General features: G+C 39.3%; 13 protein-coding genes. 7 read left to right on the forward strand and 6 right to left on the reverse strand.

The window, feature by feature from the left end:
- Nucleotides 1–132: 132 nt before the first annotated feature.
- Entirely contained in the window at nt 133–828 is a 696-nt protein-coding gene (locus tag BM107_RS11920) for a response regulator transcription factor (protein WP_090983571.1), read from the forward strand.
- Nucleotides 829–922: 94 nt separating this feature from the next.
- On the opposite strand, the gene BM107_RS11925 is transcribed toward BM107_RS11920, so the two are convergent.
- The gene (locus BM107_RS11925) at nt 923–1,771 is read right to left on the reverse strand and encodes a menaquinone biosynthesis family protein (protein ID WP_090983574.1); all 849 of its coding nucleotides are present in this window, start codon (nt 1,769–1,771) and stop codon (nt 923–925) included.
- A 118-nt stretch (nt 1,772–1,889) separates the two neighbouring features.
- A complete protein-coding gene (gene mqnB / locus BM107_RS11930) occupies nt 1,890–2,513 on the reverse strand; it encodes a futalosine hydrolase (protein ID WP_090983576.1) in 624 nt (207 codons plus the stop codon).
- A 205-nt stretch (nt 2,514–2,718) separates the two neighbouring features.
- Here mqnB and BM107_RS11935 point away from each other — a divergent pair, with 205 nt between their 5' ends.
- The 4 genes from BM107_RS11935 (at nt 2,719) to BM107_RS11950 (ending at nt 8,565) form a co-directional block, all read left to right on the forward strand.
- Nucleotides 2,719–3,129, forward strand: coding sequence for a 6-pyruvoyl trahydropterin synthase family protein (locus BM107_RS11935; RefSeq protein WP_090983578.1), 411 nt, complete (start codon nt 2,719–2,721; stop codon nt 3,127–3,129).
- 12 nt (nt 3,130–3,141) lie between these two features.
- A complete protein-coding gene (gene folE / locus BM107_RS11940; protein ID WP_090983580.1) occupies nt 3,142–3,777 on the forward strand; it encodes a GTP cyclohydrolase I FolE in 636 nt (211 codons plus the stop codon).
- A gap of 85 nt (nt 3,778–3,862) precedes the next feature.
- Complete coding sequence (gene fabD, locus BM107_RS11945; RefSeq protein ID WP_186462300.1) at nt 3,863–4,744, forward strand: ACP S-malonyltransferase; 882 nt, start codon at nt 3,863–3,865, stop codon at nt 4,742–4,744.
- A gap of 89 nt (nt 4,745–4,833) precedes the next feature.
- Nucleotides 4,834–8,565, forward strand: a complete 3,732-nt coding sequence (locus tag BM107_RS11950; RefSeq protein ID WP_090983583.1) for a sensor histidine kinase — start codon at nt 4,834–4,836, stop codon at nt 8,563–8,565.
- A gap of 40 nt (nt 8,566–8,605) precedes the next feature.
- Here the strand turns inward: BM107_RS11950 and BM107_RS11955 are convergent, their stop codons facing one another.
- Nucleotides 8,606–9,508: a hypothetical protein gene (locus tag BM107_RS11955; protein ID WP_090983585.1), complete on the reverse strand. Its 903-nt coding sequence runs from the start codon at nt 9,506–9,508 to the stop codon at nt 8,606–8,608.
- A 203-nt stretch (nt 9,509–9,711) separates the two neighbouring features.
- On the opposite strand from BM107_RS11955, the gene BM107_RS11960 reads away from it, so the two are divergent.
- Nucleotides 9,712–11,256: a glycoside hydrolase family 10-like protein gene (locus BM107_RS11960; protein ID WP_090983587.1), complete on the forward strand. Its 1,545-nt coding sequence runs from the start codon at nt 9,712–9,714 to the stop codon at nt 11,254–11,256.
- Nucleotides 11,257–11,263: 7 nt separating this feature from the next.
- Here the strand turns inward: BM107_RS11960 and BM107_RS11965 are convergent, their stop codons facing one another.
- From BM107_RS11965 to nagB, 3 genes are all read right to left on the reverse strand, one after another.
- Nucleotides 11,264–12,283: a LacI family DNA-binding transcriptional regulator gene (locus BM107_RS11965; protein WP_090983590.1), complete on the reverse strand. Its 1,020-nt coding sequence runs from the start codon at nt 12,281–12,283 to the stop codon at nt 11,264–11,266.
- Nucleotides 12,284–12,322: 39 nt separating this feature from the next.
- Nucleotides 12,323–13,483, reverse strand: a complete 1,161-nt coding sequence (locus BM107_RS11970) for an acyltransferase family protein (RefSeq protein WP_090983592.1) — start codon at nt 13,481–13,483, stop codon at nt 12,323–12,325.
- A 199-nt stretch (nt 13,484–13,682) separates the two neighbouring features.
- On the reverse strand, nt 13,683–15,608 hold the full coding sequence (gene nagB, locus BM107_RS11975; protein ID WP_090983594.1) for a glucosamine-6-phosphate deaminase: 1,926 nt from the start codon (nt 15,606–15,608) through the stop codon (nt 13,683–13,685).
- 151 nt (nt 15,609–15,759) lie between these two features.
- On the opposite strand from nagB, the gene BM107_RS11980 reads away from it, so the two are divergent.
- Nucleotides 15,760–16,956 (forward strand): anhydro-N-acetylmuramic acid kinase, encoded by a 1,197-nt coding sequence (locus BM107_RS11980; protein WP_090983596.1) that lies wholly within the window; start codon nt 15,760–15,762, stop codon nt 16,954–16,956.
- Nucleotides 16,957–17,060: the final 104 nt, after the last annotated feature.

Genomic DNA, 17,060 nt, shown 5'->3' on the forward strand with positions numbered 1-17,060 from the left:
TTTATCGGTACAGCAAAAATGAAGGAGGCTATATAGTGGCGTATTGATCTGATCATGATGGTAAAACGATCACATATCCTTAATCGAATACTAATTTGGCTTTAAAGCCATTTATGTAATAAACACAAGAAAATGAAAAAAATACTTCTGGTAGAAGACGACCCAAATTTAGGTTTATTGTTACAAGACTATCTGCAGCTGAAAGGTAAGTTTGATGTGGTGCTTTGTACTGATGGGGAAGATGGATTAAAAGCATTTAATAAGCAGAGTTTTGACTTATGCATTCTGGACGTGATGATGCCTAAAAAAGATGGCTTTACCTTGGGTAAAGATATTAGAAAGGTAAACACACAGGTGCCTATTATTTTTGCAACGGCAAAAACGATGTTAGAAGATAAATCTGCTGCTTATGATTTAGGTGGAGATGATTACATTACCAAGCCTTTTCGGATTGAGGAGCTTTTATTGCGCATTAACGCGATGTTTAAGCGGATAGCAAATAAAACAGATAACAATGATGAGGTGGCCGAAACGCAGTTTTCTATTGGTCGGTATCATTTCGATTATACCACTCAGATTATCACCGATAATGATCATCAGCAAAAACTATCTACAAAAGAGGCTGAGCTTTTACGGCTATTGTGTTTGAAAAAGAATACCGTTTTAACCCGTGAGGAAGCCCTGTTAAGCATTTGGCACGATGACAATTACTTTAACGGAAGAAGCATGGATGTATTTTTAAGTAAACTGCGTAAGTATCTCAAGGCCGATCCTTCGGTTGAAATTATTAATGTACACGGAAAAGGTTATAAGTTGTTGGTAAGTTAGATCGTTGTTAAATGTTGGAATGTTGTAAAGTTAACATGTTCCTGGCGCCAAAATCAACTTTCCAAACATTAAACCTTACAACTTTTTACTCCTCTTAAATATACAGGGTCTCCTGAATAGCCGGAATGATGCCGCGTTCCTGTGCCAGTTTAAACAAGGTATCAACTGCTTTACGGCCTTCTTCGCCAAGGTTGATGCTGTATTTATTTACATACAGTTCGATGTGTTTGTACATCACGCTTTCTTCCATGGCCTGCGCATGCTGGCGGATAAAATCGATAGCTGATTTTGGATGGGCAAAAGCAAACTCAACGGATTGGCGGATCAGGCGGTTAACTTTTAGCTGTACCTCGCGGTCTAAATTGCGATTAATCACAATTCCCCCTAATGGAATAGCGCAACCGGTAAGTTTTTCCCAATAATCACCCAGATCAACAATCCTGGTCAAACCCTTGTCCTGATAGGTAAACCTGTTTTCGTGGATGATCAGGCCTAAATCAATCTGCTCATTAATCAAGGCTGATTCAATCTCTGAAAACACAAGTTCTTGTTTGTTTTGCAAGTGTGGATAGGCAATCCCCAATAAGAAATTGGCGGTAGTATATTTTCCGGGTATCCCGATTTTGAGTTTATTGTTTGGCGTTTGGAGTTGAGGGTCATCTGGACCTTCAAACTGTTTTTTGCTGATCAATAAGGGGCCGACACCGAAGCCCAGGGCGCTACCGGCATCTAATAAAGCATACTGATTAGCTACGTAGGCAAATGCATGGAAACTTAACTTGGTAATATCTAATTCGCTCCTAAGTGCCTTTTGGTTTAGGGTTTCAACATCATCATAGTAAACCTCAAATGTTAATCCCTCCGTATCAATTTTATGGTGAATGAGCGCATCGAAAATAAATGTATCGTTAGGGCAGGGAGAAAATCCAAGTGTAAGTTTCATCTATTTATTTTTTTGTTTTCAGTTGTTAGATGGAGCCTTTTACAATTAAAATAATTATTTTAATTGTGTCGGGTTCATAAACCAAAATTAAGTACTGCGGTAAACTAATTGGTCATAATCAGTTCATTTCTCCAATAAACGCGATGGCCCAGTCGTTTAAGTTCTTGATGGCCAAACCAATTTTCCAGTTGTCTTTATTTCTCGGCTCTACATAATTAGAGATGCTTCTGATCTGCAAACTTTTAATATTTAATTGTTTACAGGCATAAAAAACAGCGGCGCCTTCCATGCTTTCAGTAGTTGGATTTAACCGGTTTATCAAATTTTTAATGCTTTTCTCACTTCCCGTTACACAGTTTACGGTAATGCCGCTAACAGTGGGCAGGTTAATGTTCTCTGCTGTTGTTGAAGTGTAGTGGTTTTCCCCAAAACCTAAATCTACGATGGTCAGAAATTCATCTTCATTCTCCGCACCCAATTCAGCAAAAGTATCTTCAGTAATATTTAGTACGGTACCTAAGGCGATATCACGGTCGAAGCTGCCGGCGATGCCTAAATTAACCACCAGGCTATATTTAGATGAAAGATATCTTCCCAGGGCAAAGGCTGTTGCTACCATTCCAACTCCGGTAATCAGCAGGTCAAAATTTTTACTTTCAACAAAATCAGTGTCGGGTAAATTAAAGTGCTGGTATAAGAAGGTAAGTTCAGCTTTTGTAGCCGCAACAACTAAGGTTTTCATTAAGTAAAGTTAACGAAATAAGTGGAATGTAAGGTGGATGAGGAAAACAGGACCAGTATAACCTGTGATAAAAAATGTAAAATGTAAGATGGAAGATGGAATGTGAACAGATCTGGGATGAATTTGGGCAAGACATATTTACATCATCCATTATCCGCCAAACATCATCCATTTTATCCGTATATTTGTATTTTATTTTATAGTAATGATTTACATAACGAGAAAAGCATCATTTAATGCGGCGCACAAATTGGCGCGTACCGATTGGGATGATGATAGAAACAATGAAGTTTTTGGTAAATGCGCCAACCCGAACTGGCATGGCCATAACTACTGGTTATATGTTACCGTTAAGGGCGAAGTAAATCCGGAAACAGGTTTTCTGGTGGATTTAAAATGGCTGAAAGACGTAATGAATGACTATGTGGTAGACAAGGTTGATCATAAAAATTTAAATCTTGATGTGGATTTTATGAAAGGCAAACTGGCTTCGACCGAAAATCTGGCCATCGAAATCTGGAAACAGCTTTGGGGTCCGATCGAAGCTAGCGGCGCAATTCTGCATTGCGTAAAAATCTATGAAACCGAAAATAATTTTGTTGAATACTTTGGTTAAAAACCTAAATTAATGAGCAGTAAAGACATATTAAAAGGCGAATCGAGAGACGGCTATGTAAAAATAGACCGTTATAACGAAAATAAAATTGAAGCGGTAGCCTCACATTATAAAGATATTCTTAGTCAGTTGGGCGAAAACCCTGAGCGCGAAGGTTTACTAAAAACACCTGAACGTGTAGCTAAAGCATTGCAGTATTTAACACATGGCTACGATTTAAAGCCAGATGAAATCCTACGGTCTGCCATGTTTGAAGAGGATTACAGCCAAATGGTGGTGGTTAAGGATATTGAGGTTTATTCGATGTGCGAACACCACATGCTGCCATTTTTTGGCAAAGCACATATTGCTTATATCCCTAACGGGCATATTGTAGGTTTAAGTAAAATTCCTCGTGTGGTTGATGCTTTTGCCCGTCGTTTACAGGTACAGGAACGCTTAACGAACGAAATCAGAGATTGTATCCAGAATACCCTTAGCCCGATGGGTGTGGCGGTAGTGATGGAGTGCAGGCACTTATGCATGTCTATGCGTGGAGTCCAAAAGCAAAATTCGGTCACCACAACATCGGCCTTTACTGGCACCTTTTTAAGTAACGATAAAACAAGAGCCGAGTTTTTGAGGTTAATTACCGCGAGTTTAGATTAATTGTATCAGGTAAAAAGTAATAAGTATCAAGTAAGGTATAAATAATAACGCTAGCCGCCAAACGCGATACACCAAACTAATTATAATGAAAGCATATATTTTTCCCGGACAGGGAGCACAGTTTGTAGGTATGGGTAAAGATCTTTATGAAAACCCAAAAGCTGCAGCATTATTTGAACAGGCCAACGAAATTATTGGTTTCCGCATTAGCGACATTATGTTTAGCGGAACAGATGAAGAGCTTAAACAAACAAATGTAACCCAACCGGCAATTTTTTTGCATTCGGTTATTTTAGCCAAGGTTTTAGGCGATGATTTTAAACCAGATATGGTTGCGGGTCACTCTTTAGGCGAATTTTCGGCTTTGGTTGCTGCAAATGCATTGAGCTTTGAAGATGGATTAAAATTGGTTATTGCCCGCGCAAATGCCATGCAAAAAGCATGTGAGGCACAACCGTCAACCATGGCAGCAATTTTGGGTTTAGCTGATGAAGTGGTTGAAAAAATCTGCGCAGAAATTGATGCCGTGGTAGTGCCAGCAAATTATAACTGCCCTGGCCAATTGGTTATTTCAGGAAGTATTGAAGGTATTGATCTGGCTTGTGCCAAATTAACGGAAGCAGGAGCAAAAAGAGCATTAAAATTGAATGTTGGTGGTGCATTTCATTCCCCTTTAATGGAACCGGCAAAAATTGAATTACAGGCTGCTATTGAAGCCACTAACATCGCATCTCCAATCTGCCCGGTTTATCAGAATGTTGATGCCAGGCCATATACAGACCCCGCTGAAATAAAAGCCAATTTAATTAAACAATTAACCGGTGCTGTGCGTTGGACACAAACAGTAGGCAACATGCTTGCAGATGGTGCAACTGAATTTGTAGAAGTTGGTCCGGGCAATGTATTGCAGGGATTGGTTAAAAAAGTAAGCCGCGAAGTACAGACAAGCAGTGCTGTTTTAGCTTAATTTATTCAAATAGAATGAATAGTGCCAACGCCATAAACGAGAAGTTTATGGCGTTGCTTTTTATCAATATTTAATATCTTTATCCGTAGATGAAAATGAGCTTTGGTATAAAAATAAGATTTCTATTGCTTGTTTTGGGCTGTTGCCTTATTGCAACCTCTATTTCGCTAAGCAGGTTTACCACCAAAAGTGAACTGTTAGAACACGATGGAGCGGAAATCCAGCAAAACCTTTTGCTTAAAGAAAAAGCCGTACAAACATTTTTGGCCAATAAGCAGGAAGTGGCTAAAGCCAAACAGTTTCATCTGAACCCTAAAGATGCCATTGATTTCATTACAACCTATCGCGAGAGTAATGGAATAAATTTATTGACCTTTGAAAATAACCAGCTCAAGTTCTGGAGTACTTATAAAGTTTCTGAAATAGACCCGGCTACTTTAAAGGAAGGCAGTTCTGTACTGTTTTTTTATAATGGCTGGTATGAGGTCATTAAAAGTACGCAGGGCAATTTCAGTCTCGTTTTCCTGATTTCCATTCAATCACAATATCCTTTTAAAGAAACCAAGTATTTCAAGAGTGATATTGACCCTATTTTATCCAAAACAAAAATACTAACCTTTGCCTCTTTTACAGATAAGGATGTTTATGTTATCAAAAATCTGGAAAATAAGTTTTTATTCGGATTAAAAGTAAAACCTGGTTATGCTGAAACCCATTATTCAGGTACACAATTGTGGTTGTTTGTTGCGGGCATGTTGTGCATCTGCATGTTCTTCAATTCTTTAAGTTCATTCATTGCCAGGCGTGGACATATTGTTTGGGGTACGTTTTTGCTGTTGTTTTTCTTTCTGGCTTTTCGGTTAACAGATCTGTATTATGGCTGGTTTAACCACCGGTTTACCTTGGATCTGTTCGATCCGAGGATATATGCAGATAATTTTCTGATGCCTTCTTTAGGCGATTTTCTCTTAAACGTTATCGCGCTCACCTGGCTACTCCTTTTTATGTATAACCATAAGGAACAATACAAGTTTCCGGAATGGATAAAGCGGAGTAAAACAATCGGAATTATTATCCAGGCTGTGTTAATGGTGTTGATAGGGCGAATTGTTTGGGATACAGATGATATCTTTTTTGGATTGATATTTAACTCGAAAATTAATTTTGATATCGTTAATATCCTTAAGCTTAGCGGAACAAGCTGGGTAGGTATTGTAATTTTATGTTTGGCATGGTTCCAGATTTACCTGATCACCGCTATCTCAGCAACGGTAAGCAGCCAGTTAAACGTAAACAATAGGATGCGCGTCATTATCTTCCTGTTCGGCTTTACTGGCGTTTTTATCTACAAGTTAGTGGTAGGTTTCAATGCATTTTTTATCGTTTTTGCACTTGTATTATTTATTGTGGCGAGGGCTGTTTATTTAAAGGAGAAGAACTTTTCAATCGGCATGTTTGCCATTGTGTTTTTCTGTCTCGCTTTCAATACATCTATTAAGTATACCAAGTATAAAGACATTAAAGAAAGAAGTTTACGTGAACCTCTGGCCAGAAAAGTGCAATCTTCTGAAGATCCGAATGCTATTGTTGCTTTGGGTACATTAGGCAATGAAATTGTTAAAGATAGCTTTCTGACGAGCTACTTTAGTCAAAATAGGGAAGGTAATTATGCTGTGCTCAAAAATCACATTAAAGATTATTTAGATGGCTATTTAAGCCGCTACGACTATCAGATCTATCCCTATAACAAACTGGGTGCTGCAATCGAAAACGCTGATACACCCCCGATTGATAAGTATAAAAAGCTAGTGGAGGCTGGTTCAGTCAAAATAGATGGATCTAACTTTTTTTATCAGGTAAACAATACTTTTGGTTATCAGGATTATTTTGGAATCATCTCAGTGGTAAACAATGGCAGTTTACTGGGTACACTAATTATCGAACTCAGGTCCAAACCATATAATTATAATAACCGGCTACCCGACCTTCTCGGAGATCAGAAAATGATCAAAGACGAAGATTTTAAAGGTTATTCTATTGCTTTATACAGCAATAATAAATTGCTGAATCAGTCTGGCAACTATACTTATCCTTTAGATGGAAGCATATTTAAAGGCAAAAAGGACGATTTCATCATTAATAATGATGATAAACAGCATTACAGTCATTTGATCTATAAGCCTACTGAAAGCAAAATGGTTGTGATTAGCAAAGAGAAAGTAGATTATGTAGAACGTTTGGCTGCCCTATCATTTTTCTTTTTGATATTTATCATTTTCTCCCTGGTACTCTATGGTTTAATATGGTTAATCAAAAATCTCGATGATGATAAAGTAGGCTGGTTTAGCATCAACAGGTCTTTAATGATTAATGCCAATAAGATTTTGTATAAAACCAGAATCCAGGTATCTATTGTATTGGCTGTAGTGGCCACACTGGTTATTGTGGGTTGGGGAACCTACTACTATATGAACAATGAATATCGCGGACAGCAAGACACGATATTAAAAGATAAGATAAGAAAAGTTCAGCAGAATTTTGAAAAGCAGGTGTTCAGCAATGGTATTATTGCAAACGATGAGAATGCCGCAGCAGATTTTAATAATTTTGCCGATATCAACAATGCTGATTTAAACTTGTACGATCTGAGCGGAAACCTGATCATGACTACTTATCCCAAGCTGTATAATTATAGAATTATTGGTAAAAAAATGGGACCAAAAGCGTTCTTTTCATTAAGTGGTCTGCACCGTTCAGAATATATTAACCCTAAGGAGAACATTGGAAGTTTAATTTACGCTGCCGCCTATGCCCCCATCAGGAATGCCCAGAACAAAACGATTGCTTATATCGGTTTGCCGAACTATTCTAACGAAGAGGAGTATAGCGATAAACTGGCACTTTTTGTAAGTAACCTGATTAATCTGTACGCGCTGGTATTTGTAGCTATTGGCGTATTGGCTGTATTTTTAGCTAATCAGATTACCAATCCGTTAACCTTCATTCAGGAGAGTATCAGTAAGACCAAAATAGGGCAGAAGAACGAGCCCATTGTATGGCGGAGGCATGATGAAATCGGTTCTTTAATTAAGGAGTATAACCATATGATTGCTGCTTTGGAAGAGAGTGCAATCAAACTGGCCAGATCAGAACGGGAGAGTGCGTGGCGTGAGATGGCCAAACAGGTGGCTCATGAAATTAAGAATCCACTAACCCCGTTAAAGTTAGGTGTTCAGTTGTTGGAAAAATCATGGAGAGAGAAAGATCCAAATTTCGAACAAAAGTTTAATAAGTTCAGCAAATCATTTATAGAACAGATTGACAGTCTTTCTAAAATTGCTTCCGAGTTTTCTAATTTCGCCAAAATGCCCGATACCAATCTGGAACGACTTTCTTTACTTCCAATTATCGAACAGGCAAGAGAAGTATTTAAAAGTACTGAAAATGTAACTATCGAGGTGCAGAACAAGAGCGAAAAGGATATCATGATCCTGGCAGACCATGATCAGCTGCTAAGAACATTTAACAACCTGCTTAAAAATGCGATAGAAGCTATAGACGAAGAATCGTTATGCTGCATTACCATCATTATATATGCCGATATGAAAAATGCATATATAGAAATAAAGGACAATGGGAAAGGCATACCACCTTCACTGCAAGATAAAATATTTGTGCCGAATTTCACTACTAAGACATCCGGTACAGGCTTAGGCCTGGCTTTTGTTAAGCAGGCTGTAGAAAATGCTGGCGGTTCAGTTAAGTTTACCTCAATAAACGGTTTAGGAACAACATTCTATCTGAACTTTCCTTTGATTTAAGTTAAAATAAGGTAGATGGATTAATCTGATGGTGGATGTGTTATTTCAACTCCACTTGCGCTTTGCCCATGGTATTGCCATCAGCATATAAAATAACGGTATATATGCCCTTTATAAATGGCTTAGGATTTGTCCAATCGATAACGTAGGTGCTATCGTCATTATTGTAATTGATAAAAATAGAATGGCTGAACTGCATATCCTGTCCGTCAGCCTCAAAATGGTTTTCCTCGTTGGCAAGCAGGTTTCCTGCCGGATCAAATACCCGAAGATAAATGTTATGATGTCCTTTTTCTGCCAACTGATTAGGTACAATGTTAAAACGTACGCTTAACTTTTGGGCAGTAGATGATTTGGTAACCTCAACTTTTTTGCCGCTTGATTTTGTTCTGAAAGCAATAATTTCGGCCCATTGTAACTTTAATGCTGCGGCCGTTTTAACTTTTGCGTTTAAATTGGAGTTTTCGCTCTCCAGGTTCGCAGCCTTGTTACTGATGTTTCTGAGCGTATTTTGCAAGCTATCGCGGCTGTTTTTTAGAAAGATATTATCTTTTTGTAGCTGAATAATCTGATCGTTGTAGTTTTTTACAAATGTTTTCAGTTCATTAATCTTTGTATTGGCCCTGTCGATTTCGGCTTGGGTAATCTGGTTCTTTTCTAAAGCTTTCTTTAACTCTTCTATTTTTGTTCGCGCAAGCTTCTGCTCCTCAATGAGTTTTTCGTTCAAATCAAGATTCAAAGCATTAACCTTATCAAGTTCAACCTCAATCTTTTCTACTTCAAGCCGGAGTTTATCTTTTTCTGCACTAACGGTAACAAATCTTTCACTTTGCTTTCGGTCTTTAAAAAACAAGTAAGCATTTGTGCCAATTAGAGCGGCAATAACGATGACAAGGAAGTAAATTTTGTTTCTATCACCCTTATTAATCTTTTGTGGTTCCATTTAATAACACTGTATCTTCTATAAATTAATATACTTTTGTTCTCCATAGGTAAATGGGGTACACAATTAATTTTATCAAGGCGCAAATTAAAATTTTTAATAAAGTTATAAGAGTTTTTAAAAAAAATCGTTTACTTGCTAATGTTCGATTTGTATACAAATCTACACAAACACACAACCTGAAAAAAATAAGATAAGAAATAATGCTTAAAAACTTCCTATACGCACTTTTATCCTTAACTATAGTACCATATATATTAAATGCACAACCTTTATCAAAAATTGCACCAAAAAGGGAATTTAGAGGTGTTTGGGTGGCTACTGTTACCAATATAGACTGGCCGTCGAGGCCCGGGTTGACCATTGATCAGCAGAAGCAGGAGTTGATTGGTATCTTAGAAAGACATAAAAGCCAGGGAATGAATGCCATTATATTGCAGGTCAGACCCGCAGCCGATGCATTTTACGCGAAATCCAGAGAGCCCTGGAGCCAATGGTTAATGGGGAGACAGGGCCTGGCGCCGGCACCTGGTTACGATCCGCTGGCTTTTGCCATCAAAGAAGCCCATTTCAGGGGAATGGAGCTGCATGCCTGGTTTAACCCTTACAGAGCCAGTATGAGTAGCTCGGCCGTGTTAAGCGAAAACCATGCTTATCGTAAACACCCCGACTGGTTTTTTACCTATGGTGGTAAAAAGCAGTTCGATCCGGGTATTCCGGAAGTGAGGGAATATATCGTACAGGTAATTTTAGATGTGGTAAAAGGCTATGACATTGATGGTATTCACTTCGACGATTACTTTTATCCATATAAATTAGAAGGGCAAACCATTAATGATAGCAATACTTTTAACAAATACCCTAATAATTTCTCAGACATAAAAGATTGGAGGCGCAATAATGTCGATCTGCTTATTAAACAGCTTGATGATAGTATCCACCACTATAAAAAATGGGTAAAATTCGGGATCAGTCCGTTCGGTATCTGGAAAAATAAAAATGAGGATCCTGAAGGCTCTGCCACCAGTGGGCTATCTAACTATGCTGAACTTTTTGCCGATAGCCGTAAATGGGTTAGAGAAGGTTGGGTGGATTACATTAATCCTCAGATTTACTTTACGTTCACCAGAAGAGTGGCGCCTTATGGCGTTTTGGTTGACTGGTGGAGCAATAATACTTTTGGCAGACATGTTTATATCGGGCAGGGCGCTTACCTGGTAAACTCAAGGGCAGAAGCCGCATGGAGAAACCTGAGCGAAATACCGAGGCAGATTAGATATCTGAGAGAGAATAACCGCATTCAGGGCAGCGTATTTTTCAGTTCAAAATCATTAAGTACAGTTGCTAAGGCAGTTGGGGATTCGTTAAAGAACGACTTTTATAAATACCTTGCTTTGCCGCCGCAAATGCCATGGCTGGATGAAGTTCCGCCAAACGAACCTCAGTCCTTAACTGCCGATGCATTGAGAGATGGCGTACATTTAAAATGGCAGCTTCCATTGAAGGCAAAGGATGGAGAAACAGCTTCAGGATTTGTGATCTACAGATTTGATGAAGGAGAGAAAATCTCGATACTCGACCCGAAGAATATTGTTAAAATAAGCTTTGAAGATTATCTTTCATTTATTGATACGAGTGTAGAAAGTGGAAAACGCTACAGTTATCTCGTAACGGCATTGGATCGGTTAAAGAATGAAAGCGAGCCGAGTGGGCCTGTTGGTGTAGAGATTCCGCTGGCAAAGGAATAAAAAGCTTTTAGTTTTTTTTATTGGTCGATTCTCTTTCTACAACACCCGGATCGAGCACAATATGTTCCATGTTGGCGTATGGGCTTTCCTGATTAATCATTTTCAGAAACATTTTAGCACATTCCTGGCCGATTTTTGAGGCATGCTGATCAATAGTGGACAGGTTGGGTGTAATGTAAGCGGAAAAGGCTTCATTTGCGAAACCGATTACCCCTATTTGAGGTGGGGTTTCATTTATTTCTTTTAACTTTTTAATTACGCCTAATGCCGTAAAATCATCACCTGCAATAATTGCATCGGGTTTATCGCTGCTGCGCATTAATTTTCCTGCGCCAAACCGACCATCTTTGATAGATAAACCGCCAAAAATAATATGGTCTTTTATTACCGGAAGGTTATGGTCTGATAAAGCTGCTTTGTACCCTTCTAACCGATCGTTAAATATTTTAATCTGGTGAACAGTGGTTACAAATGCAATTTTTTGATAACCCTGATCTATTAAGTGTTTTGTAGCAATATAACCGGCCTTAAAATCATCGAGTGTAACGGTTGGTACTTTTAAATCGGTATTTACACGGTCAAATAAAATCAGGGGCTTGTTTTGCTTGATAATTTCGCTAAAGTGGGCGGTATCTTCTGTTTCTAAAGACATTGAAGCCATAATACCATCTACCTGTGCTTCTAATAAAGTTCTTACGCCATTAATTTCGTTTTCAACTGATTCATTAGACTGGTATATAATCACGCGGTAGCCGCTGTCTTTCAGGCCATCCTCTATGCAGTGGATAATGGATGCAAAAAAATGTGCCTGTACACTTGGTACAATTACACCAATAATATGGGTTTTGCCGGATTTTAATGCCGATGCGAGTTTATTCGGGCTATAATTTAATTTTTTAGCCATTTCAACAACGGCTTTTCTGGTCGTATCACTTATCGCCGGAAAGCCACTGAGCGCCCGGGAAACAGTTGACACTGTAATGTCAAGCGCCTTGGCAATGTCGTATATGGTAGTTTTCTTTTTCAATTGGATAAGAGAGGGACAATCAATTATAGCATTTTTTTACTAAACCTTAATGATAATGTTTTTTTTGTACATAAAATATAATAATACATAAAAACCAAGTACATAGGTTACGGCCCAAACCAGTGAAGCATTTATCGGGCTGAAAAACGGTGTATAACAAGTCTCGTAAAACCAAACCAGGATGCCTTTTTTGGTGCCATCTGTCTTGGTAATCTGAATGAGGTTTAATACTCTTGGCATTAATCCGGCCAGAAAGAAAACTGTAATGGCATTTACACCATACACAACAAAAGGGGTAGTGAATTTTTTGTAACCCTGCACATCAATGATCCAGTAGCAGAGCGCCAATCCAATAGAGGCCAGGCCACCTGTATATAACACAAAAGAACTGGTCCATAACGATTTGTTAATCGGAAACTGGAGATCCCAGAGTAAGCCTAAAATAACTGCAGCAATTCCGGTGGTAAACAACCAGGCCACTTTTGTTGGATTATCTACATCTTTTCTGCGCATCCAAACGCCAATCAGAATGCCAAATAAACAGGTACCTGTTGCCGGCAATGTGCTTAGAATTCCTTCAGGGTCCCAGGTTTTAGATGAAGCCCAGGTATGTGCCTCTGTTAAAATTCCACGATCAATCCAGGCCGCTAAATTTGTTTCTTTTTCCAAATTCGGGTATCCAACGCCCGGTACTGGGATAAAAGTCATTAATGCCCAGTAAACGGCAAGTACCACAATTAATGTTTTAAATATTGTTTTGTTCGAAAATTTAATGAAAATGATACTGCTGATGATGAAAACAATTCCTATTCTTTGTAAAACACCCAGTAACCTAACCGTTTTAAAAGCTTCGACAATGGTACTATCGGTTGTTAATGCACTGATGATTTTCCCGAAGATAGCTAGAAAGAAGCCCAATAAATATAGGATAATACCACGCTTAACCGCTTTTATGATTGTTTTTTGATGTGTAGAGCGGTCTGCTTTACTGTTGCTCATGGCAAAAGCGATGGAGACACCAACAATCCATAAAAAGAACGGAAAAATCAAATCGGTAGGTGTGCAGCCGTTCCATTCTGCATGCTCCAAAGGTGCATAAATGTGGCCCCAACTACCAGGGTTATTCACTAAGATCATCGCGGCTACGGTTAACCCTCTAAAAAAATCCAGAGATAGCAAGCGTTGTTTAGGTTCAGTCATGATTAGCTTGGTTTGGTTTAGCAAACTAATTTAGACTATTGTTCTTAGAATGAGAAATTACTTGCAAAGTTTAGGCGGACAGCAGTGAGCAAGTCTATGAAAAACTTTCGAAGTCTTTCCACGTCCATGGTTTTTGAAACTTCGGAGGATAAAAAAATCCTGCTTTGAGCTAACAAAGCAGGATTGAATTATATTTTAATTAATCTTCAAATTTCCAGCGAACAAAAGCTTCCATTGCTTCGTATTCTGCTAGTCCAAGCTCGTCATAAGCTTTTGCAGTATCCCGGTTACGGTCTTCAGCCCGTTGCCAGAACTCTCTTGCGTCATCGCCAGGGAAAACCGCCCTGTCTTTCTGGCTCTGGTGTTTAAAAATCGCATATTTTTTGCGCTCAAGCTCTTGCGGAGAGATTGGAACCGCCATTTCGATTTCATGGGTTTCAAATTCATGCCATGCACCGCGATACATCCATAGCCAGCAATCCTGCGCCCAGGCTTCGGTTTTACGTAAGCGTTTCAGGGCTTCTAAAACAATTTTGAAACAAACAATATGTGTTCCGTGAGGATCTTCAAAATCACCGGCAGCATAAACCTGGTGAGGTTTTACCTGCTGCAACAGGGCTATTGTAAGTTCGATATCGGCATCAGTTACCGGGTTTTTCTGAACCTTTCCGCTTTCATAAAAAGGAAGTGCCTGAAAATGGATGTGATCATCTTCCAGACCGCAATATCTTGCCCCGGCAATTGCTTCACCTTTTCTGATAAGCCCTTTAACCGTCTGGATTTCAGGAGTGTCGATCTGGTTTGGTTTTTTCTGCTCAATAAAGGTTCTCATGTTGTTATAAAGCTCCTTTAACTGCGTATTGTCCATGCCCATTTTCTCTGTAAAATCTACATTAAATTCCACAAAACGAAGTGCATCGTCATCCCATACGGCAGTATTGCCTGAAGTTTGATATGCTACATGTACATTATGGCCCTGATCAACCAGGCGTAAAAAAGTACCGCCCATCGAAATCACATCATCATCCGGGTGAGGAGAGAATATAATCACATTTTTTTGAGCGGGTATGGCTCTTTCTGGACGTTGGGAGTCGTCGGCATTTGGTTTGCCACCCGGCCACCCGGTTATGGTGTGTTGTAACTTATTAAAGATATGGATGTTGATATTATAAACAGGTCCTTTTTCAGTAGCCAGTTGTGCCATACCATTATTGTTATAATCGTCTTCAGTTAATTTTAAGATTGGTTTTTTTAATGTATTGGCCAACCAGATTACTGCCTTTCGGATCAAAGCATCTGTCCATATACAATCTTTAACGAGCCATGGTGTATCAAAACGGGTAAGTTCTGAAGCTGCGGGAGCATCAAGTATAAATTCTACATGATCAGAAAGCTGAAGGTATGTTGCCGGAACTTCACCTGAAATTTCGCCTTCAACAGCTTTTTTGATAATGGAAGCTTTTTTACGGCTCCAGGCCATTAATATAATTTCTCTTGCTTTGAAAATTGTACCGATACCCATGGTAATGGCCTTCGTTGGTACAAAAGTTTTTCCGCCAAAATCGCGTGCCGCATCCCGGCGTGTCAAGTCATCTAAAGTAACTAAACGGGTGCCAGAATTTGGTGCAGAACCTGGCTCGTTAAACCCGATGTGACCAGTACGGCCGATTCCTAAAATCTGGATGTCAAGGCCGCCAAGATCGCCTATTTTCTTTTCATATTCCACGCAGAAAGCCGGAATATCTTCCAGTGCAAGCGTACCATCAGGGATGTGGACATTTTTTTTGTCAATATCGATATGATTGAAAAGGTTTTCGTTCATAAACGTCACATAACTCTGTGCCGCAGTTGGCGCCATTGGATAATATTCATCCAGGTTAAAAGTGATTACGTTTTTAAAACTCAAGCCCTCTTCTTTGTGCAGTCTAACCAGTTCGGCATAAACTGCAATTGGGGTAACACCTGTTGCTAAGCCCAGTACTGCAGGTGCGTTGTTTGCTTGTTTTGATTTAATGAGCTCGGCAATGCGATGTGCCACATTAATTGAAGCAATTTTTGGATTTTCGAACACGCTTACGGGTAATTTCTCGAAACGTGTCTCCTCCAGTAGATTTAATCTAGCCATTTTTTTTATATGGATTTTAATGTACGGAGCAGTAAATATAAAGAGTTATGCCCAATTTATAATAAAGGTTATTTACATTTATTGCAAGTATTTGCATAAAATCCATTAAAGGGGGTACACAAACGTTTGATCTTTTTACGATAAAATCAATATGAACGCACAGATCCAAAAGTTATATTCTAAAGCAGGCAAGCCGGAACGGCTGATTATCGGGTTGATGAGTGGAACTTCTATGGATGGGCTGGATATTGCCCTCTGTTCGGTTAAGAAAAGTGGTGCCGAAACCGATATCAGGGTTTTAAAATTTAAAACAGGTGATTATACAGCTGACTTTAGGGCGAAAATAAAAGCCATATTCTCTAAAAAGGAAGTTGATCTACAATTGGTTTGCCTGATGAACGAGTACATTGCAAACACCCATGCCCAATTAATCAATGAAGCCCTAAAGGAATGGGGGTATAAAAACGATGACATCGATTTTATTGCCAGCCACGGACAAACTATTTTCCACGCACCAAAATCTTTGCACCAACTGGCCGATTATCCTAATGGTACGTTACAGATTGGAGATGGCGACCACATAGCCATTAAAACCGGGATTATTACCCTATCTGATTTTAGGCAGAAACATTTGGCTGCAGGTGGTGAAGGTGCTCCTTTAGCTGTTTATGGTGATTATCTGATGTTTTCAAAAGCGGGGGAAGATCGGGTAATGTTAAATATTGGAGGAATAGCAAATTTCACGTACCTGCCCGGGAACACCGATGCCAGCGAAATTTTTTCGACAGATGTTGGGCCAGGTAATACGTTGATGGATCAGTATATGCAACAACAGTTTAATCAATTTTATGATAAGCACGCGGCTGTTGCCCGGAGCGGTCATTCAAATCCCGGCCTATTGGCGGCATTGCTAGATTGTGAATTCCTCATGTTGGATTTTCCGAAAACTACCGGGCCGGAATTATTTAACCTGGAATATTTGGTAAAGGCGCAAGAAAAATCTGCAACAACGCATTTAGGTCAGGAGGATGTAATGGCCACCCTGTGTCATTTTTCCGCAGAAGCCATTTCCAATGCGATAAAACGTTGTTTTGGATCGGACGCTACGGTGCAGGTATTTATGAGCGGGGGCGGGATGCACAATCCGCTGCTTGTTCAGCTTCTTCAAATCAAGCTGCCATTTTGCAGCTTCTTAAGCACTGAAGATCTTAATATTAATCCTGATGCAAAAGAGGCTGTTTTATTCGCTGTTCTGGCCAATGAAACGCTATGCGGTGAGCCGATTGATTTCGGCAACCGGCAAGGTGTGCCATCGGTTTGCATGGGTAAAATCAGTTTGCCAAAGTAGTTTTTCGGACTGTTTTTCAGCATCTTAGTATCCATTCGAAAGGTGAGCTGACACTCAGATTGGTACCTTGTACTTTCAGCGGTTTTGACTTTCAATCATTTCAG

Origin of the sequence: Pedobacter suwonensis (assembly GCF_900111825.1) — a bacterium.
GTDB classification, from domain to species: Bacteria; Bacteroidota; Bacteroidia; order Sphingobacteriales; family Sphingobacteriaceae; genus Pedobacter; species Pedobacter suwonensis.

Excerpts from the sequence above, each read along its gene's own strand:
- folE (WP_090983580.1), top strand. The coding sequence starts at position 3,142 with ATGAGCAGTAAAGACATATTAAAAGGCGAATCGAGAGACGGCTATGTA.
- BM107_RS11970 (WP_090983592.1), bottom strand. The coding sequence starts at position 13,483 with ATGACTGAACCTAAACAACGCTTGCTATCTCTGGATTTTTTTAGAGGG.
- BM107_RS11920 (WP_090983571.1), top strand. The coding sequence starts at position 133 with ATGAAAAAAATACTTCTGGTAGAAGACGACCCAAATTTAGGTTTATTG.
- mqnB (WP_090983576.1), bottom strand. The coding sequence starts at position 2,513 with ATGAAAACCTTAGTTGTTGCGGCTACAAAAGCTGAACTTACCTTCTTA.
- fabD (WP_186462300.1), top strand. The coding sequence starts at position 3,863 with ATGAAAGCATATATTTTTCCCGGACAGGGAGCACAGTTTGTAGGTATG.
- BM107_RS11980 (WP_090983596.1), top strand. The coding sequence starts at position 15,760 with ATGAACGCACAGATCCAAAAGTTATATTCTAAAGCAGGCAAGCCGGAA.
- nagB (WP_090983594.1), bottom strand. The coding sequence starts at position 15,608 with ATGGCTAGATTAAATCTACTGGAGGAGACACGTTTCGAGAAATTACCC.
- BM107_RS11925 (WP_090983574.1), bottom strand. The coding sequence starts at position 1,771 with ATGAAACTTACACTTGGATTTTCTCCCTGCCCTAACGATACATTTATT.
- BM107_RS11950 (WP_090983583.1), top strand. The coding sequence starts at position 4,834 with ATGAAAATGAGCTTTGGTATAAAAATAAGATTTCTATTGCTTGTTTTG.
- BM107_RS11935 (WP_090983578.1), top strand. The coding sequence starts at position 2,719 with ATGATTTACATAACGAGAAAAGCATCATTTAATGCGGCGCACAAATTG.
- BM107_RS11955 (WP_090983585.1), bottom strand. The coding sequence starts at position 9,508 with ATGGAACCACAAAAGATTAATAAGGGTGATAGAAACAAAATTTACTTC.
- BM107_RS11960 (WP_090983587.1), top strand. The coding sequence starts at position 9,712 with ATGCTTAAAAACTTCCTATACGCACTTTTATCCTTAACTATAGTACCA.